Origin of the sequence: Ruegeria sp. HKCCD7255 (assembly GCF_013031565.1) — a bacterium.
Lineage (GTDB): Bacteria > Pseudomonadota > Alphaproteobacteria > Rhodobacterales > Rhodobacteraceae > Ruegeria.
In genome coordinates this window covers 556,088-575,032 of the sequence record NZ_WQAG01000001.1, presented here as the reverse complement: position 1 = coordinate 575,032, position 18,945 = coordinate 556,088, and the positions used below count along the sequence as shown (strand labels likewise).

At 58.1% G+C, this 18,945-nt stretch carries 15 protein-coding genes; 3 read left to right on the top strand and 12 right to left on the bottom strand.

What is annotated here, in order from left to right:
* Window position 1: 1 nt before the first annotated feature.
* The 12 genes from GOX45_RS02725 to GOX45_RS02670 form a co-directional block, all read right to left on the bottom strand.
* Window positions 2-1,681 (bottom strand): ABC transporter ATP-binding protein, encoded by a 1,680-nt coding sequence (locus GOX45_RS02725; protein WP_171097723.1) that lies wholly within the window; start codon window positions 1,679-1,681, stop codon window positions 2-4.
* A 5-nt stretch (window positions 1,682-1,686) separates the two neighbouring features.
* A complete protein-coding gene (locus GOX45_RS02720) occupies window positions 1,687-2,760 on the bottom strand; it encodes an ABC transporter permease (RefSeq protein WP_171097721.1) in 1,074 nt (357 codons plus the stop codon).
* A gap of 119 nt (window positions 2,761-2,879) precedes the next feature.
* Window positions 2,880-4,244, bottom strand: coding sequence for a CmpA/NrtA family ABC transporter substrate-binding protein (locus GOX45_RS02715; RefSeq protein WP_171097719.1), 1,365 nt, complete (start codon window positions 4,242-4,244; stop codon window positions 2,880-2,882).
* A gap of 266 nt (window positions 4,245-4,510) precedes the next feature.
* Window positions 4,511-5,680, bottom strand: a complete 1,170-nt coding sequence (locus tag GOX45_RS02710; RefSeq protein WP_171097717.1) for an ABC transporter substrate-binding protein — start codon at window positions 5,678-5,680, stop codon at window positions 4,511-4,513.
* Window positions 5,677-6,261 carry an ANTAR domain-containing response regulator gene (locus GOX45_RS02705; RefSeq protein WP_171097715.1) on the bottom strand — a complete coding sequence of 195 codons (585 nt, stop codon included), beginning with the start codon at window positions 6,259-6,261 and terminating at the stop codon, window positions 5,677-5,679. The genes GOX45_RS02710 and GOX45_RS02705 overlap by 4 nt, the downstream gene beginning before the upstream one ends.
* A 145-nt stretch (window positions 6,262-6,406) precedes the next feature.
* The gene (locus GOX45_RS02700; RefSeq protein ID WP_171097713.1) at window positions 6,407-7,546 is read right to left on the bottom strand and encodes a Gfo/Idh/MocA family protein; all 1,140 of its coding nucleotides are present in this window, start codon (window positions 7,544-7,546) and stop codon (window positions 6,407-6,409) included.
* Window positions 7,543-8,313: a sugar phosphate isomerase/epimerase gene (locus GOX45_RS02695; RefSeq protein ID WP_171097711.1), complete on the bottom strand. Its 771-nt coding sequence runs from the start codon at window positions 8,311-8,313 to the stop codon at window positions 7,543-7,545. The genes GOX45_RS02700 and GOX45_RS02695 overlap by 4 nt, the downstream gene beginning before the upstream one ends.
* A complete protein-coding gene (locus GOX45_RS02690; protein WP_171097710.1) occupies window positions 8,310-10,733 on the bottom strand; it encodes a glycoside hydrolase family 2 protein in 2,424 nt (807 codons plus the stop codon). The genes GOX45_RS02695 and GOX45_RS02690 overlap by 4 nt, the downstream gene beginning before the upstream one ends.
* 5 nt (window positions 10,734-10,738) lie before the next feature.
* Window positions 10,739-11,809 (bottom strand): ABC transporter ATP-binding protein, encoded by a 1,071-nt coding sequence (locus tag GOX45_RS02685; protein WP_171097708.1) that lies wholly within the window; start codon window positions 11,807-11,809, stop codon window positions 10,739-10,741.
* A 2-nt stretch (window positions 11,810-11,811) separates the two neighbouring features.
* Window positions 11,812-12,720: a carbohydrate ABC transporter permease gene (locus tag GOX45_RS02680; protein WP_171097706.1), complete on the bottom strand. Its 909-nt coding sequence runs from the start codon at window positions 12,718-12,720 to the stop codon at window positions 11,812-11,814.
* Entirely contained in the window at window positions 12,713-13,639 is a 927-nt protein-coding gene (locus tag GOX45_RS02675) for a carbohydrate ABC transporter permease (protein ID WP_171097704.1), read from the bottom strand. The genes GOX45_RS02680 and GOX45_RS02675 overlap by 8 nt, the downstream gene beginning before the upstream one ends.
* 72 nt (window positions 13,640-13,711) lie before the next feature.
* Window positions 13,712-14,920, bottom strand: coding sequence for an ABC transporter substrate-binding protein (locus GOX45_RS02670; protein ID WP_254445909.1), 1,209 nt, complete (start codon window positions 14,918-14,920; stop codon window positions 13,712-13,714).
* Between the two features lie 194 nt (window positions 14,921-15,114).
* Here GOX45_RS02670 and GOX45_RS02665 point away from each other — a divergent pair, with 194 nt between their 5' ends.
* From GOX45_RS02665 to GOX45_RS02655, 3 genes are all read left to right on the top strand, one after another.
* Complete coding sequence (locus GOX45_RS02665; protein ID WP_171097700.1) at window positions 15,115-16,116, top strand: LacI family transcriptional regulator; 1,002 nt, start codon at window positions 15,115-15,117, stop codon at window positions 16,114-16,116.
* A 276-nt stretch (window positions 16,117-16,392) separates the two neighbouring features.
* Window positions 16,393-17,571, top strand: coding sequence for an ABC transporter ATP-binding protein (locus GOX45_RS02660; RefSeq protein ID WP_171097698.1), 1,179 nt, complete (start codon window positions 16,393-16,395; stop codon window positions 17,569-17,571).
* Window positions 17,572-17,604: 33 nt separating this feature from the next.
* A complete protein-coding gene (locus tag GOX45_RS02655) occupies window positions 17,605-18,819 on the top strand; it encodes an ABC transporter substrate-binding protein (protein WP_171097696.1) in 1,215 nt (404 codons plus the stop codon).
* Window positions 18,820-18,945: the final 126 nt, after the last annotated feature.

Here is an 18,945-nt window from a genome sequence, read left to right as displayed (position 1 = left end):
TTCACTCCGCTGCAATCGCCTTGGGGGCGGGCGATTTCGGCTTGGCGCCGTGTTCGTATTCTTCCAGGAAATCCAGAACTTCCTGCCGATAGGCGTAATAGTCGGGATGCTCCAACAACGCCTTGCGGGTGCGCGGGCGCGGCAGATCGACATTGGTGATCTTGCCGATGGTCGCCTGTGGACCGTTGGTCATCATCACCACCCGGTCAGCCAGCAAGATCGCCTCATCGACATCATGGGTCACGCAGATCGCGGTCACCTTGGTGCGCGACCAGACCTCCATCAGCACTTCTTGCAACTCCCAGCGGGTCAAGCTGTCGAGCATCCCGAAAGGCTCATCCAGCAGCAACAGCTTGGGCGACAGGGCAAAGGCGCGGGCGATGCCAACGCGCTGCTTCATGCCGTTCGACAGATCGCTGGCGGATTTGTCCATCGCGTCGGCCAGACCGACCCGTTCCAGATAGTATTCGACCACATCCTGCCGCTCGGCCTGGCTGGCCTTGGGATAGACCTTGTCGACCCCGATCGCCACGTTCTCTTTGGCGCTGAGCCAGGGGAACAGGTTGGGTGACTGGAAGACCACCGCACGTTCGGGATCAGCGCCTTCAACGTGACGCCCATCCAGTTTAATCGCGCCTTTCGAGATCTCGTTCAGTCCGGCCGCCATGGTCAGAACCGTGGACTTGCCGCAGCCTGAATGGCCGATCAGCGAGATAAACTCACCCTTGTCGATCTTCAGATCGAAATCTTCAACCACGGTCAGCGGTCCCTTGGGTGTCGGATAGACCTTGTGCAGTTGCGAGAAGTCCAGGAACCGGTTTTCGATCATCCCGGCCTGTGCCTCGGCCACTGCAGCAGGCACGCCGTGGATCGGGGTGACATCAGGCAGCAGACGCGTGCCTTCAACCTTGGCCTCGATCCCCACATCCATCAGGTATTTGGTGACATCAGCACGCAGACGCTTGAACGTCTCGTTGTTGTTCATCGCCCCCCGTTCACGCGGGCGCGGGATCGAGACGCGGAACTCCTGCCCCAGCGTGCCATCAGGGTTCAATGCGATGATACGGTCGGCCAGAATGATCGCCTCATCCACATCGTTGGTAATAAGCACGCAGGTTTTCTTGTCGGCTTCCCAGATATGTTCGATCTCGTCGGCCAAATTGGCGCGGGTCAGCGCATCCAGTGCCGAAAGCGGCTCGTCAAGAAGCAGAACCTCGGGGTTCATCGACAGGGCGCGCGCCACGTTGACCCGTTGCCGCATCCCGCCCGACAGTTCCGCCGGACGGCGCGTCGCGGCGTGGCTGAGGCCCACCATCTTGACGTAATGCGCGACCTTCTCGGCCTTTTCCGCCTTGCTGAGACCCGGGAACACAGTGTCCACCGCCAACCCGACATTGCCGTTGACCGTCAGCCACGGCATCAGCGAATAGCTTTGAAAGATCACGCCGCGTTCGGGGCCCGGACCCTTGATCGGTGCGCCTTTGAACGTGACCTCACCCGAAGTGGGCGTATCCAGCCCTGCCAGCAGGTTGATTAGCGTGGTCTTGCCAGTGCCGGAAAAGCCGAGGATGACCAGGAACTCACCCTCTTCCACATCCAGGTCGATGCCCTTCAGCACATCGGTGCGTCCGGCGCCCTCACCAAAGGATTTCGAGGCGTTTTTGATGCTTAGAATACCCATCACACTCACCGGTTATTGGTAAAGGTAAACAGGGATTGCAGCGCGTACATCACCCGATCCAGCAGGAAGCCGATGATGCCGATAGTCAAAACCGCAACCATGATCTTGGCCAGCGACTGAGACGACCCGTTCTGGAACTCATCCCAGACGAACTTGCCCAGGCCAGGGTTTTGCGCCAGCATTTCAGCGGCGATCAGAACCATCCAGCCAACACCGAGGCTGAGGCGCAGACCAGTGAAGATCAGCGGCAGAGCCGAGGGCAGAACCAGCTTGGTGATCTTGGTATAGGTGTTCATTTTCAACACCTTGGAGACGTTCACCAGATCCTTGTCGATGGATGCCACACCCAAAGCGGTATTGATCAGCGTAGGCCAGAGCGAACACAGCGTTACGGTGATAGCCGAGACCAGGAAGGACTTGGCGAACCAGCCATCCTGCGTGACGTAAACGGCCGAGACAACCATGGTCACAATGGGCAACCAAGCCAGGGGAGAGACCGGTTTGAAAATCTGGATCAACGGGTTCAGCGCTGCATTTGCGGTCGGCGAAAGGCCCGCCGCGATACCAAGCGGCACGGCGACAACAGTGGCGATCAGAAAGCCGAAGAACACGGTTTTGATCGAAGTCCAGATTTGCGCGTAATAAGATGGCGCGCCGGTGAAGGGGATATCTTTCACCTTCTCAGGCTGGCCCCGGTCGATAAAACGCTGGTTGCGTTTTTCGACGCGCTCTTCATGGGCTGCCCGTTTTTCAGCGGTCGCTTTTGCCGCTTCGTGCAGGTTGACCGCTTCGGTCCAAACTTGCGCCGGGCCGGGGATCGCCCCCAGAGAAGTTTGGACCTTTGGGGCCAGCGTGCCCCACAAGACCAGAAAGGCCGCAATGGCCAACAACGGCACGATCAACAGACGCCAGATTTCGCTGACTTGTGCTTTGGGGTTATCGCCCGCAGCAGCCTTCAGGACAGGCGTCAGCCAAGCAAGGCCAAGCACTTGAAACCATTTGTCGGCCTGGTTGATACGTGTGAACAAACGCTCTTTGCGCTGTTCAGAAGCTAAGGAACTGGGGTCGATCGCGGTCATGTGTCGGGTCCTGCTTTGTGGCGGGAAGTTGGATGGAGGGATCGCGCATCAGTGATGCCTGGGCGGGGAAGGATTTGAAGAACCCTTCCGCCGCAAGCCGTCGCCGATGCGCGGCTCAATTAGCCTTGGATCTCGGTGCCAACGACTTTTTGGTCACCTTTCAGGCCGATCGGTAGGCTTTCCAGATAGGCGTTGGGCGCTTTGCCGTCATAGCCGATGCCGTCGATGACGTCCGCTGCCGGAGTAGGCGCTTTGTACCCGTCGCTGTCCCGGGGGAAGTCGGCTTCGTTCGCCAGGCCTTCGTCTACCAGCAGCTTGGCCGCTTCCAGATAGATTTCAGGCTTATAGACAGACTTGGCGACCTCGTCATACCAGCTGTCTGGTTTGGCTTCCGAGATCTGGCCCCAGCGGCGCATCTGCGTCAGATACCAAACGGCGTCGGAATAGAACGGGTATGTCGCGTTATAGCGGAAGAACACGTTGAAGTCGGGCGCCGGACGACGGTCGCCTTTTTCAAACTCGAAAAAGCCGGTCATCGAATTTGCGATCACCTCGTAATCCGCACCCACATATTCCGGGCGGCTCAGGATCTCGACCGCTTCTTCGCGGTTGGCATTGTCGTTTTCATCCAGCCAGATAGCCGCGCGGATCAGCGCCTTGACCACGGCGAGGGTCGTGTTCGGGTTTTCTTCCGCGAATTCCTTGGTGATGCCAAAGACCTTTTCGGGGTTGTTCTTCCACATATCATAGTCGGTGATGACCGGAACGCCGATGCCCTTGAACACGGCCTGCTGGTTCCATGGCTCGCCCACGGCATAGCCATAAATGGTGCCCGCTTCGAGCGTGGCCGGCATTTGCGGCGGAGGCGTCACAGACAGGAACGCTTCGGCTGCGATCTGACCGGTGATGTTTTCAGGAGAGTAATAACCAGGGTTGATACCCCCCGCTGCCAACCAATAGCGCAGCTCGTAATTATGCGTCGAAACCGGGAAGACCATGCCCATGTTAAAGGGCTTGCCTTCGGCGTTGTATTTTTCGATCACCGGCTTGAGCGCTGCCGCAGAAATCGGGTGCTGCGGGCGACCATCGTCCATTTTCGGCACGTTCGGCTTCATCTCTTCCCAAACCTCATTGGACACGGTGATGCCGTTGCCGTTCAGGTCCATCGAGAAGGGCGTGATGATATGCGCTTCGGTGCCATAGCCGATTGTTGCCGCCAAAGGCTGACCGGCCAGCATATGTGCACCGTCCAGCTGACCATCGATGACGCCATCCAGCAGCACTTTCCAGTTGGCCTGCGCTTCAAGCGTGACAAACAAGCCTTCGTCGTCGAAGAACCCTTGTTCCTGGGCAACCGCCAAAGGCGCCATGTCGGTCAGCTTGATAAAGCCAAAGGTCAGCTCGTCTTTTTCCAGCTCCAGCTCGGCAAATACAGGCGAGGCAAGGGCCGTCGTCGCTGCCAGGCTCAGAATTAGCTTTTTCATCTTCATCCCTCTCGGTTCAGCCCATTGGGCAAACAAAAAAAGCCGCCGACACACACCGCCGGGAGGAGTTGGCGGTTGGTCGAGCGGCTTTGCTCTTTTTAGATGCCCTGCGTTGTGGGCGAATTCCGTCGGTGGGCTTCGTTGCCTTCCGATGACTTCATTAAGCCCCTGACAGGTGGCGACGTCATTCCTTTTTGAGGTTTGCGCCCCGATTTTTCTGCAATGCAGCGTCAAACTACGCTGCGATGCAAAAATTTTGTGCAGACTTAACTGGTTGGCTCGAAAATGCGCCGGTCGAAGAACACATTCTGAGACAGAATCAGGCTTCCATTGGCTGAAGCGACGGCTGTTGACTCGGCCAAAGCACCTTCCAGTTTCTCGGATGCGCCGGGAGTTTCGACCCCAAGCCCCTGCAACTCACGCCGGTACAGATCACTGCGAAAGACCTTGGCAGCCTGACGTTCGGCTGTGCTGGCATCCAGCCCGTTTCGCATCGCCAGTTGGTGCGCCACCCACTTCGCCTGACTGCGCCAGGGGAAAGTGGCCGCACCGTCAAAGAATTCGACAAAACCTTCGACTTGGCGCGTCTCACCGCGGGCCGATATGGTGAACTCACCCATCAACGCGCGGTCAACCAGTTCGGGCGAGACATCAAGATAGGTTTTGCGCGACAACATTTCAGAGGCGGTGGTCCGGCTGTCCGGTTGCGACAGCCACCGCGCTGCACGCCACACGGCGCGCATCAGACTGCCCAGCAAATGCGGCTCGGTCTCGGCCCAATCATTTCTGACTGCCAGCACCTTTTCCGGCGCGCAGCTCCAGATCGCACGACCGGGCAAAAGCAGCGCACCGACATTGTCATCCACCGCGAAAGAGCCCCAAGGTTCACCCACGCAAAACGCATCGATTTCCCCTCCGGCCAGCGCCTGTGCCATCAGAGGGGGCGGAACCGTGCGAATTTCCACTTGTTTCGAGGCCAGATCGGTGCCCGCAACCCAATAGCGCAAAAGCTCGACATGCATCGAGAACGGGAAGGGCACGCCGAACACCAAAACATCACCGGCCACCTTAGCCAAGGCAGCACCCGCCGCTTGCGCATCGGCAAAGTCAAAGGCAAAACCCTGATCCGCCAACCGCTGGGCCAGATGCGTACCAACGCCGATGACATTGCCATTCAGCGACAGGACCGAAACCGCAGAAAGCGACGTTGCAATGCCCCCCAAGCCCAAAGCCATCGCCACCGGGACTGGCGACAGCAGATGCGCCGCATCCACATGCCCAAAGGCCAGCATATCGCGCAGCGATGACCAAGACGGGGCCGGGCGCAAATCCAATGAGATGCCTTCGGCATGATCAAACCCCATCTCGCGCGCAACGATCAGGGGGGCGGCATCGACCAGAGGCATATAGGCGACGGGCAGAGTGACGGTTCTCATGACAACAACCCCGACGCGGTGACCAGCGCCTCGGCCACATCCGCAACCCTGCGGTTCTGGTTCATGGCCGTTTTGCGCAACAGCGCATAGGCCTCGTCCTCGGAAACTCCCTTGGCCTTGATGATCAATCCTTTGGCCCGGTCAATCACCTTACGCTCTTCCAGTGCGCGGCGGGTTTCGGCCAGTTCCACGCGCATCTGACGGAGGACCTGAAACCGGGCAATGGCCGTATCGATCACCGGTTTGATCCGCTCTGCCTGCAAGCCATCGACCACATAGGCCGATACGCCGGCCTCAACAGCCGCTTTGGCCAAACCGCCCGCCGCGCCCGTTACAAACATGGCCACCGGGCGTTCAAGCGGGCTGGAGGCGACGGTCAGCTCTTCCAGCATGTCGCGTGAAGGGTTGTCGATATCAATCAGAACGATGTCGGGGTCATGCACAGCAATCTGGCGCGCCAAGCCCGAGACATTGCCGATCACAAACACGTCCGCGTCACCTGCCTCTTTCAAGGCATCAACGATCGCGAACGCGCGTTCCTGGTTCTGCTCGACAACAACAACTGTCAGATTCTGGCTCATGCAGACCATCTGGACACTTGTTGGGCCGACCTCAATCAGCAGGGTCAGGCCCACCGCTTTCGGGTCCACTTCCGCCTAAATATTGAGCGGAAACGGCGAGGCTGCGAAAGCGATGAGCAGTTTTAGGTGTCGCCCGCCCGTGGAATCAAGCTGGGTTCAGGATTCCCCGGGCCAGTTCGGGTGGGAAGGCCTCGGGCCGGGTGCAATCTGTCTCGATCTCGACAAACGAACCGATCTCGGCCGATTTCAGAATAGCGGTCATGACATCGACACTATGCACAGCAAGTTCCAAGGCACACCGATGCGGGCGACCCGCATGCAGACCGGCAATCATGTCGGCCAGCCCCGCACAGCGATAATTGGCGCGCGGCTCATTTGAATCGAGGTTTTCATTGGCCTGACCAAAGGGGTGGTTCCAAGGCTCGACCGTTTTGACCTCACCGTCCTCACCCGCAAGGGAAAGCGTACCTCCGAAAAAGTTCGGATCAGGCACATAGAGCGAGCCATGGCTGCCATAAAGCTCCATATTGCTATGGGTGTGCGCCTTCACATCCCAACTGGTGCCAAGCGTTATGATCGCGCCCGACTGAAACTCCAGCAAAGCCATCAGCGTTGTGGGGGTCTTCACCGGAACCGTCTCACCACGCCGGGGCTCAGACTTGATGACCCGTTCGGCAAAAGCGGTCTGCGACAGCGCAGCAACCTTTCGCACCGGCCCCAGCATGTTGATGAGGTTGGTCACGTAATAAGGCCCGATATCCAGAACCGGCCCAGCGCCGGGCAAAAAGAAGAAATCGGGGTTTGGATGCCAATGCTCCATCCCCGGCCCCATCACATAGGCTGTCCCGGAAACGACCTGCCCAATGGCCCCATCATCGATCAGCTGCCGCGCCTGTTGATGGCTGCCACCCAGAAAAGTGTCAGGTGCAGACCCGACACGCAGCCCGCGCTCATTGGCCAGTTTGGACAGCGCGATGGCCTCATCCAGCGTCAGAACAACCGGTTTTTCCGAATAAACATGTTTTCCCGCCTCAAGCACCGATTTCGAAACCTCGAAATGCGCCGCAGGAATGGTGAGGTTGACCACAACGTCAATGTCATCCGCCGCAAGCAACTCTTCGACCGTCGCGGCCCGGATTCCGAACTCGGCCGCCCGTGCCTGTGCCGTTTCCAGGTTCAAATCGGCAATGGCCCGCATTTTGAACCCTTTGAACAACGGGGCGAGCCTTAGATAGGCGGCCGAGATGTTTCCGGCCCCGATAATACCTACGCCCAAATTCGTCATGTGTTGTCCTTTGCAAATGCGGTTGCTGCCTCGAACGAACGCCGGGCGAACCGTGCATGGTCAGACGGGTTGTCATGTTCCATGATGAAGTGCTTTGCGCTGGTCCCTTTCAGCGCTGCAAACAGTGCCGACCAGTCCAAAACGCCCTGCCCTACATCGGCCCAGCCGTCTTCGTCCTGACACATGCCTTCGGGCGCGATGTCTTTGACGTGAACGGCAGAAATCCGGTCACCATAGCGGGCGATATAGTCGAACGGGTCACGCCCGCCGCGCGCAACCCAAGCCACGTCGAGTTCCAGCAACAGTTCATCCGACGCCTGCAAGATCAGATCCAATGGCGTTTCCGCTATCCCCAGACCGGCAACTTCAAAGTCATGATTGTGCCAGCCGAAGGACAGTCCGGCATCCTGCAAAGGCTTGCCAGCCTCAGCCAAAGCTTGACCAAACGCTGTCCATCCCTGCGCATCCGCCGGGCGATCCTGAGGCATCAGGAACGGAAAAAAGACGATCTCGACCCCGAGTTCCTTGCACAGTTTGACCACATCGCCAGGGTTTTGGCGCACGGCATCCAAACCGAAATGAGCGGTGGGCAGGCGCAACCCGGTTTGGTCCAGCCCTGCCCTCAACTGTCCAAGCAGTTCAACATCCTGAAACAGCGCACCATAACCTTCGACCTCTTGATAGCCGATATCGGCCAGCAAGCTAAGCGTATCGGTGAGTGGCGCAAAATTGCGCGAGCTATAAAGCTGATATCCAAAAGCGGTCATGATCTATCCTTGTTGGTCGTGCCGTATGTGGCGGAATACAGATCGCGCAGAACGAATTCGACGCGCGCGTGCGGGTCGGATGGCGTGAAGGTCAACTGGCGCGGCTCTTTCGGAAGCACCAAAAGCGCGTTGTCTGAGAACCGGCCAGGTTTGTCGGCCTCGATACCGGCGAAAAAGGCAGGCTTGTCGGTGCTGACGGTCAACTTGTATCTGTCACCATCACGCTCAGACGTCAGGACCAACTGTGTCTCTGGCAGATCATAGGCCTTGTAGGGTAAGGGCGCATGGTGATCGGTCTGCACAGATCCGTCCGGCAGGGTGGTTCGGTAGAGTAGGATTTCGTCGGCAGCAATCAGACTGGTGGGCACCTGCAGCAGCTTGGCGGCACGATCTGGCGTGACCCTCCCTTTCGCCCGCGCAACCTCACGCTCTTGCCCGTCCATGCCCAGCGCGCAGAGGGCAACAGTAACCTCAACCGGGGCCGATGTGTCATTCACCGTGATCAGATCATAGGCACCGTCACTGGGCACAAGCGTGGTGCTGACCGGCGCATAGAAATGGCGCGCCATATAGTGCATCAGCTTCCACCCGCCGCCATAATCCAGCGAAGACCAACTGGCGACAGGCCAAGTGTCATTGAGCTGCCAATAAAGCGTCCCCATGCAGCGCGGCTTTTGTGCGCGCCAATGGGATACAGCGGTTTTGATAGCCAAACCCTGTTGTACCTGGCTGAGATAGACGAAATTCTCGAAGCCCTCAGGGAACCGGAAATAGCGGAACATCGTCTCGGCAATCCGCGCATTGCCGCCTTTGTTCTTCTGGTGGCTTTCCAGCACCGGGGCGGCGATGTTGAAATCTCGTTCCTCGGCAAAGCTGCGGATCACATCCATCGACGGGTAGGATTGAAAACCGAACTCGCTGCAAAACCGCGGCGCCACGTCGCGATAATGATCAAAATCGCGCCCTTCATGCCAGACCGACCAGAAATGCATGTCACCGGCGCGGTCATCATGCCAGCCATCGCCGAAATCCAGCCGCCCCAGGGACGGTGAAGAGGGCCACCAATTGGCGTCTTCGCCCAGCACGTCCTTGACCGCGCGTTCAATGGTGCGGTTCAGCCGGTCATAGGCCACAAGATAACGGTCACGGTCCTTTACGCTTTCGGGATACCAGCCCAGCGCGCCGACCAGCTCATTATCGCCACACCACAGCGCGACGCAGGCGTGGTTCGAGAGACGCGCGGTCTGTTCCGTCACCTCAGCCTGCACATCATCCAGAAAACTGTCATGCGCCGGGTAGAGGTTGCACGAGAACATTGCGTCCTGCCAGATCAGCAACCCCATCTCATCGCAGGCCTCGTAAAAACTGTCGGGTTCATACCGCCCACCGCCCCAGACGCGCAGCATATTCATATTGGCGTCGACCGCCGATTGCAGCAGATCGCGGGTCTTTTCCGGCGTAATCCGGCCAGGCAAAGCATCGGCGGGAATCCAGTTTGCGCCCCGGCAAAAGACGTCGACCCCGTTCACCTGCACCCGAAAACTGGTGCCGATCTCATCGGGGTCGGTGACCAGACGCATGTCGCGCAACCCGATCCTGCGCGTCTCGGTGACGTCTTGGGCACTGAGCGTCAGGCTGTGCATCACCTGCGCACCCAGCCCAACCGGCCACCACAGATCCGGGTTTTCAACCTCGAACGCCGCTTCGATCCGGCCATGCACATCGCGGGTAACCGTCTGGGTCTCGCCTGCAAAGCAAAGCTCTGCTTGATCCGCGCCGTCAAGCTGCGCCTGCACGGTCAATGTCACGCGGTTTCCGGTATGGGCCTGCCGTGTGGTGATCTGCGAAAAATGTGGCTGGTCTTTGGGCCGCAGGCAGATATCGCCATAGATCCCAAACGGCGCCAGCGCGATGTTCCAGTCCCAACCGAAATCACACTGCACCTTGCGCAGCATATTGCCGTTTGGAATCGGACAATTTCGCGGATGGCTGGGCACCGGATAAGGCAGCGCCGCCTGACGGTCGGCGCTTTCGCGCACGCTGGAATGCAGCGTGATCCGCAACGTATTCTCCCCGCGCCGCGCCGCGTTCGAGATATCGGCGCGATAAGACCGGAAGACGTTATCTGTGGTCAGAACAGGCGTGCCGTTAATCTTAACCTCGGCCACCGTATCCACCTGCGACAGGGTCAGAACAAAGCCCACATCATCCAGATGGAATTTACGTTCGAACACCCAATCCCGCTCGGCGATCCAACGCAGATCATATTCGTTGCGCGCAAAATAAGGGTCGGGGATCAGGCCCGCCTCATAAAGCGCCGAGATCCCATCGCCCGGCAGCGTGACGGCCAGATCATACTCGCCCAGCGCATCTCGCATGCGCCACGGGCCGGTCAGATCAATCGCGCCGTTTTCCTGCATGTCCTTCACAACCGCACCTCGGTTTCGGCGTCAAAGAACGAGGCTTTCGCCATATCAATCCCGATTTTCAGCTGATCACCGGGGCGGATATCGGTCTGCCCATCCAGTCGCACACGGAACGCCTTGTCTGCAAAACGGGTCCAGGCCAGAGTGTCCGACCCCATCGGTTCGATCACCTCAACTGGAACATCGGTGTGAAACGGCAAAGCCTCGGCGGCAGCGCCGGTTTCGATATGCTCGGGACGGATGCCCAATGTGGCCGGGCCGCCTGGCGTTTTGGCAAAGGGATAACCTGCCACCGACAGCACCTGATCCTGCATCTCGAACCGGTCTTCGATCAGCATCCCATCGATGAAATTCATCGCCGGAGAGCCCACAAAATCCGCAACATAGCGGTTACCGGGCCGGTTGTAGATTTCCGTGGGCGAGGCCAATTGTTGAATCTGCCCGCCTTTCATCACCGCTATACGGTCGGCCAATGTCAGCGCCTCGACCTGATCATGCGTCACGTAGATGATGGTGTTCTTCAACTGCTGGTGCAGGCGCTTGATTTCCACCCGCAGATCGGCACGCAGCTTGGCATCCAGATTGCTGAGCGGTTCGTCGAACAGAAACACATCCGCATCGCGCACCAGCGCCCGACCAATAGCCACACGCTGACGCTGACCGCCCGATAGGGCCGCGGGTTTGCGTTTCAGCAGCGGTTCGATCTGCAAAATCTCGGCCGCCCGCGCGACGCGCTTGGCGATCTCGTCCCGCGACATGCGGGCGTTTTTCAGACCAAAAGACAGGTTCCCCTCGACCGTCATCTGCGGATAGAGCGCATAAGACTGGAACACCATGCCGATACCCCGGTCCGAGGGTTCCTCCCATGTAACATTACGGTCTTTGATGAAGATCTGCCCGTCCGAGACCTCAAGCAGCCCGGCAATGCAGTTGAGCAGCGTGGACTTGCCGCAGCCGGATGAACCGAGCAGAACCAGAAACTCTCCGTCCTCGATATTCAGGTTCAGACCTTTGAGCACTTCGACCGCGCCGAAGCTGAGATCAAGATCGCGTATTTCGACAGAATGCATGGTTATCCTTTCACGGCACCGGCGGCGATACCGCGCACAAACAGCTTGCCTGAGACAAAGTATATGATCAGCGGCACCAGCCCGGTCAGCAGGGTAGCGGCCATGTTTACGTTGTATTCCTTGACGCCCTGAACCGAGTTGACGATGTTGTTCAACTGCACCGTCATCGGGTAGGTTTCGGGCTTGGTATAGATCACGCCGAACAGAAAATCGTTCCAGATACCAGTTACTTGCAGGATTATCGCCACCACGAAGATCGGAAGAGACATGGGCAGCATGATGCGGAAATAGATGCTCCAGAACCCGGCCCCATCGACCCGCGCGGCCTTGTGCAGATCCTCGGGGATCGAGGCAAAATAGTTCCTAAACAGCAGCGTCAGGATCGGCATACCAAAGATGGTGTGCACCAGCACCAGCCCACCCAGATCGCCCATCAATCCGATCTCGCGCAGGATGATCACCAGCGGATACAGCATCGTCTGATAGGGTATGAATGCGCCCACAATCAGGATCGAAAAGAAAACCTCGGACCCTTTGAAACGCCACCGCGCCAGAGCGTAGCCGTTGATCGAGGCGATGGCGATGGACAGTACCACCGAAGGGATCAGGATCTTGACCGAATTGCCGAATCCCCGGCTCAGCCCGTCACAATTGATTCCGGTACAGGCCTGCGCCCAGGCCTTGACCCAAGGCTGGAAAGTGATTTCAAGCGGTGGGGAAAAGATGTTCCCGGTGCGGATTTCCGGCATGCCTTTCAATGAGGTCACCACCATCACATAAAGCGGCAGCAGGTAATACACAGACACAACAATCAGCGTGCCATAGAGAAAGATGTTCGCTCGGCTGAAGCTGCGTTTGGGTTTGGGGCCACGGGGGCCATCCAAGCTGCGGGATGAGGTCAAATCAACCACGTTTGCGCCCTCCGAATTCAAGATAGGCCCAGGGGATCAGGATGATGGCCACCGAGACCAGCATCATGGTCGAAGCCGCAAAGCCCTGCCCTAGGTTTTGCGCGCGGAACATGTACTGGATCACGTATTTCGCGGGCACTTCCGAGGCAATGCCGGGCCCCCCGTTGGTCAGAGCGACCACCAAATCATAAAGCTTGATGATGCCGCTTGCGATCAGCACCAGCGCGGTCACAAAAACCGGGCGCATCATCGGGATGATGACCACCACATAGGTTTTCACGGTGCCAATGCCGTCCACTCGGGCGGCTTTCCAGATGTCTTCGTCAATGCCGCGCAGACCCGCCAGCATGATCACCATGATCAGCCCGGTACCCTGCCACAGCCCCGCAATCAGGATACCATACATCACGATGTCGGGGTCGTTCAGCGGGTTGAAGGTGAAGCTTTCCCACCCCAGGCTGCGCACCACGTGCTGAATGCCCAGATCGGGGTTCAAAATCCACTGCCAAGCCAGGCCCGTCACAATGAAGCTGAGCGCGAAGGGATAAAGGAAGATCGTGCGAAACACGTTCTCGCCCCTGATCTTTCGGTCCAGCAGGGCGGCCAGCGTAAAGCCGATGACCAAGGTAAAGACCAACGACAGGATACCGTAGAGCGCAAGATTTTCCAGCGACACCAGCCAGCGGCGCGTGGTCCACAGTCGCTCATACTGCTCGAAGCCTACAAAATTGGTCTTCGGCAGCAATTTCGACGAGGTAAAGGAATGCACCACCGTCCAGGCCGTTCCGCCCACGAACACGACCAAAGCGGTCAGGATCATGGGGATCGAAGCGATTTTGGCGGACAGGTTGCGAAACAGTGACACAGGCCGTTGCGCTTGCTTGCGCTCGGATGTGTCGATTGACGACAGATCTGACATGATAGTCCCTTGGCGCGGCTTAAACCTGCCCGAGATTACCTAATCCCGGACAGGCGCGCGAGTGGTGGCGCTTTACTCAGAGGACCGAATGATGTCGGCATAGCGCGCTTGCGCATCACCGGCAGACATATCGGTCGACCAGAACTCGGCCATCAGGTCTTCGATCTGGGTTTGCGTGTCGGGCGTCAGGTTCATTTCGCCAGATGGCAGGATGCCACCCGCCTTGAGGATATCCAGACCCTTCTGCATGCAATCATTGGCCGCAGACAGATCAACATCGCCACGCACCGGCAGCGACCCTTTTTTCAGGTTGAAGGCCACCTGCACATCCGGGGAAATCAGGGTCGAAGCCAGGGCCATCTGGGCCTCTTGCACCGCCGGATCATCAATCACAGGGAAATAGAACGCGTCTCCACCGGTATCCAGAATCTCATTGATCCCCAAACCGGGCAGGCAGGTATAGTCTTCACCGGCCACTTGCTCGGCGATCTGGAATTCGCCCTGCGCCCAATCGCCCATGATCTGCGCGCCGGCCTTGCCGGTGATCACCATATTTGTGGCCTGGTTCCAGTCCTGGACGTTTGAGTCGGCAGCCAGCTCACGTGCGGTCACAATCGCTTCAAACACCTTTTGGTATTCCGGGCCCATCGCCGCATCTGCATCGCGATCGACAACCACTTTGCGCCAGGCGTCAACACCTGCAATGGCGATAGCCAAGACGCCAAAGGCACCGTTCTGCTGCCAGCTTTGCTGCCCCATCGCCAGCGGAACAATACCGGCCTCTTGCAGTTTCGGTGCGCTGGCGACGAATTCGTTCCAGTCGGCGGGGACATCCAGACCCGCTGTCTCATAGGCGTCATGGCTCAGCCAAATCCACTGCCAGGAATGGATATTGACCGGCACGCAATAGATGCGTCCTTCATAGGTGCATGCATCCAGCAGCGAGGACGGGTTCACAACATCCTTCCAGCCTTCTTTCTCTGCCAGCTCGGTCAGGTCGGTCAGCAAACCTGCCTCGATCAACTCTTCCGCCTGTCGACCATGGTTTAGCTGCGTGGCGCCCATCGGGTCACCGCCGATGATGCGGCTGATGATGATCGGGCGCGCTGTACCACCTGATCCGGCAATCGCGCCGTCGACCCAGTTGTGATCCGTATTTTCAGTAAAGGCTTTGGCAAACTCCGAGACCGCTGCGGCCTCACCTCCTGATGTCCACCAATGCGTGACCTCAAGGTCCGCTGCATGGGCCGCTCCGGCCCCTGCAAGAAAAGTTCCAGCCATTATTTTCGCCAGGCGATTCATTGATTCCTCCCAAATCTAAATCGTTATAGATCGCTACTATAACGTTTTAGAAATTTCTTGCAACGGATTTACTTCCGGCCTTTCGCAGGTTAATTTCGTCTTTCAAAATAGGGCGAACGGCAGCTATCGAGCCGCCATAAAGCCCAACAAACTCCACCAAGGCGCACCAAGAGATGCCGGATTCGGACAAGCCCAGACCAACATTGCGCACCATCGCCGAGCTTTCGGGGCTGGCGGTGCCCACTGTATCGCGGGCACTGAACGATGCGCCGGATATTGGGGTCGCGACCAAGGAAAAGGTACGCGCGATCGCTTCACAGATCGGATATGTCCCCAACAGGGCCGGATTGCGCTTGCGCACCGGCAAGACCAATGTGATCTCACTGGTCCTGTGCTCTGATCATGAGGTGACCGATCACACCGGACAACTGGTCTCGTCAATTGCGGATGCGCTGCGCGACACGCGTTACCATCTGATTGTGACGCCCTATTTTCCCGGCGAGGACCCGATGAAGCCGGTCCGCTACATCCTTGAGACCGGATCGGCGGATGCGTTGATCCTGAACCGGATCGAAGTCGAAGACCCGCGCGTCGCCTATCTGCTGCGGCGTCAATTCCCCTTTGCCACTTACGGCCGGACGAAGTGGCGCGATCAGCACCCCTATTTCGACTTTGACAATGTCGCCTTCGGGCGGATCGCAGCGCAAGAGCTTGTCCGCAGCGGTCGTCGCCGCATTGCGATGCTGACCCCGCCGCTGACCCAAAACTATGCACAGGACATGCTGAAAGGCGCGCGCGAAGCCATTGCGAAGACCGAGGCGCATTTCGAGGCGATCCCCGGATCATCGAGCGATGAAAGCGGCGAGGACATCAAAGAGCATATCAGGGATTTTCTGCTCAGACGGACCGATATCGACAGCATTATCGCTCCCTCCTCGACGGCGGCGATCTTTGCCAGCGTCGGGGCCGAAGGGGCGGGCAGGGTTCTGGGTCAGGATCTGGATATCTTCGCAAAAGAAGCGGTGCCGTTCTTGCAGCACTTCCGGCACGCGATCAAAGTGGTGCGCGAGGATGTTCAAAATGCCGGCAGCTTTCTGGCCAAGGCAGCGATACGCGCGATCGAGGCGCCCAACAAAGCACCCAGCCAAGACATTATTTCACCCAAGCAGTTCTGAGCCGAACAGCGCGTGACGCGCGTGTGCCCAGACTCAGCATAAAGTCCAACAGGTCCCTCTGCCGCACCGGTTACTAGAGCGTCGCGGAAACCAGCGCCCCCCTGCCTGATCAAACAGAGCCGCGATCACTAAAATCACTGACACTCTGCGCCTCGCAAACTATTTAATCGTTGATATGGCCAAAATAATATAGTATTTCGTTTGGAACATATAACAAAATGCGGCCGCCTTTGCGATGCGAAGCGCATATTCCGCCAAAACTGCTGGGAGGGGCTTTTGGCAAGCGTTACGCTTCAGGGGCTTTCGAAGGTCTACGATGGATCCGCCAAGCCTTCGCTGGATCACCTCGATCTTGAGATTTCAGATGGCGAGTTTCTTGTGCTCGTCGGCCCGTCTGGCTGCGGAAAATCTACCGCGCTCAAGCTGATCGGCGGACTGGAAGACCCCTCCGGGGGTGACGTCTTTATCGGCGAACAACGCGTGACGGATTTTGAATCGCGCGACCGGGACATCGCGATGGTGTTCCAAAGCTATGCGCTCTATCCGCATATGTCGGTCTTCGACAATATCGCTTTTCCCCTACAGATCGCGAAAGTTGACAAAGCCGAAATTTCCAAGCGTGTTCAATCCGTTGCCGAAACGCTGCATCTGACGGCCTTTTTGAACCAACGACCGGGCCGCTTGTCGGGTGGCCAACGGCAACGGGTTGCGATGGGGCGGGCGATCATCCGCCAGCCTTCGGTGTTTCTCATGGACGAACCGCTGTCGAACCTCGACGCAAAACTGCGGGTCAAAATGCGTTCGGAAATCGCCCAGATTCAGCGACGTCTGGATGTGACCACTATCTACGTGACCCATGATCAGGTCGAAGCGATGACAATGGGTGACCGCGTGGCCATCATGCGTGAAGGCGTGCTGCAACAAGTGGCCACGCCTGATGACCTCTATCGAAAACCTGCCAATACATTTGTGGCAAGTTTCATTGGCTCACCCCCGATGAACCTGTTTCGGGCCAGCCTGAGCGGTACTGGCGACAAACAAGTTACGCTTGGGGACCAGACCCTAACCATCGCCCCCGAAAGCATCGAAGCCTATCCCGGAATCTCCGCACACACAGGTGAGGTCGTCCTTGGGATCCGCCCCGAAGATATCGAAGACGCGGACCTGTCCCCAGACACGCGCGCGGGCGATACGATCACAGCCGAAATTGCACATCTCGAGTCGCTTGGCGCGGATCACATGGTTCATTTGGCCTTGGAGGCCGAGCAGGTCCATGTTGGTGATCAACCCCAGGATCAGGTCGAAACCCCGCTTGGGCCTACATCCGGCGGATTGTGTATCTGCCGCTTTTCACCGCGATCCAAAGCCCGTTCCGGCGACCGCGTCCGCGCGCGTATCGCCACAGATAACCTTCACTTCTTTGATCCGGCGACAGGAGGAGCGCTGAACCAGTGAAGTGACATCAAGACCAACTTGGAGGAGAAGAAAATGAAGAAACGTGTGTTCCGTTCCCTTGTCACAGCTGCCGGGTTGGCGTTCTGCGCGAACCAGACCCTGGCTGAAACGACCCTGACCATGTGGCATCAGCACCCTGAATGGAAATCGGCGGTCGAAGCCATTCTGGACAAATTCGAAGCCGCCCATCCCGACATCAAGATCGATCTCGAAGAGATCGCAGGCACCAACTACTCCGCCCGGCTGAACACAGCCCTTGCCGCAGGCGAAGCCCCTGATCTGTTTGGCCTACCCGCAGGGCCCGAGACGGTTGCCGCCGCCGAGGCAGGCTATATCACCGACCTGACCGGCAAAGTTGACGTTGCCAACCTGCGCGACGCGGCACGTGAAGCGATTGAAACCAATGGTCAGGTGTGGGGCGTTCCGATCCTGGGCGCCTATTCCGTGGGTCTTTATTACCACCGGGATGTCTTTGAAGAGAACGGATTGACGCCTCCGTCGACGCAGGCGGAGTTCATGGAGATGTGCACAACGCTCAAGGACAAAGGCATCACGCCGATGGTTGTGCCAGCCTCTGACGGGATCGTGCCATCCTTTATGTATATGATGCTGACCTCTTCGGTTATGGGGGCAGATGGGTTCGCGGATCTGCGCGCCGGCAAGCGTAAATTCACAGACCCTGACATGGTCGATGCTGCCCGGTTCCTGCAAGAGATCGGGCAGAACTGTCTGCAACCTGGCGCTCTGTCGACACCCTATGTCGAAGGCAAGGCGCTGGCGGCGATGAAACGCGGCGCGATGATGCCCGGCGGCTCGGCCGACTATGTCGGCTATAAAGAGATCAACCCCAATGTCGATCTCGGTGTCGTGCCGTTCCCCGCAGTTGGGGATAATGCGCCCTCGACCGTGACCGGTCTGGAATACATCTTTCTGGTCAACTCGGACGCCGAAGACAAAGACGCGGCCTATACATTCCTGAATTGGATGCTGTCGGAAGAGGCGCAGCAGATGGTGGTCGATACGATCACGATGACCACGCACAAAGACGTCACGCCCAGTGAAAACCGCATCCTGGATGAGTTCACCTCGGCGGCAAAGGTAAACGACGTTCGCGTATTCTATGAGCTGCCCGAAACCGGCAATGTCTGGTCCGTCGTTCAGCAAAACGTAGCGGCCCTGTTTTTGGGAGAGATGAGCCCAGAAGACTTTGCTCAGGCGGCTCAGGACGCCGTCAAAATTGCCAACTGACACCAAGACAGGATCGGTTGCGCCATTTGGTGCAGCCGATCCAGCAAGAGCGCACATGCAAAGCAATCCGAAAAACAGACGGTCATCCTACAGCCATCTCTGGTTTGTGTTACCAGGGCTGGCTTT

Bases quoted from the DNA above. Each gene is read 5' to 3' on its own strand.
- GOX45_RS02720 (WP_171097721.1), bottom strand. From the start codon at position 2,760: ATGACCGCGATCGACCCCAGTTCCTTAGCTTCTGAACAGCGCAAAGAG.
- GOX45_RS02655 (WP_171097696.1), top strand. From the start codon at position 17,605: ATGAAGAAACGTGTGTTCCGTTCCCTTGTCACAGCTGCCGGGTTGGCG.
- GOX45_RS02665 (WP_171097700.1), top strand. From the start codon at position 15,115: ATGCCGGATTCGGACAAGCCCAGACCAACATTGCGCACCATCGCCGAG.
- GOX45_RS02685 (WP_171097708.1), bottom strand. From the start codon at position 11,809: ATGCATTCTGTCGAAATACGCGATCTTGATCTCAGCTTCGGCGCGGTC.
- GOX45_RS02700 (WP_171097713.1), bottom strand. From the start codon at position 7,546: ATGACGAATTTGGGCGTAGGTATTATCGGGGCCGGAAACATCTCGGCC.
- GOX45_RS02675 (WP_171097704.1), bottom strand. From the start codon at position 13,639: ATGTCAGATCTGTCGTCAATCGACACATCCGAGCGCAAGCAAGCGCAA.
- GOX45_RS02710 (WP_171097717.1), bottom strand. From the start codon at position 5,680: ATGAGAACCGTCACTCTGCCCGTCGCCTATATGCCTCTGGTCGATGCC.
- GOX45_RS02725 (WP_171097723.1), bottom strand. From the start codon at position 1,681: ATGGGTATTCTAAGCATCAAAAACGCCTCGAAATCCTTTGGTGAGGGC.
- GOX45_RS02705 (WP_171097715.1), bottom strand. From the start codon at position 6,261: ATGAGCCAGAATCTGACAGTTGTTGTTGTCGAGCAGAACCAGGAACGC.
- GOX45_RS02670 (WP_254445909.1), bottom strand. From the start codon at position 14,920: ATGGCTGGAACTTTTCTTGCAGGGGCCGGAGCGGCCCATGCAGCGGAC.
- GOX45_RS02690 (WP_171097710.1), bottom strand. From the start codon at position 10,733: ATGCAGGAAAACGGCGCGATTGATCTGACCGGCCCGTGGCGCATGCGA.
- GOX45_RS02715 (WP_171097719.1), bottom strand. From the start codon at position 4,244: ATGAAAAAGCTAATTCTGAGCCTGGCAGCGACGACGGCCCTTGCCTCG.
- GOX45_RS02695 (WP_171097711.1), bottom strand. From the start codon at position 8,313: ATGACCGCTTTTGGATATCAGCTTTATAGCTCGCGCAATTTTGCGCCA.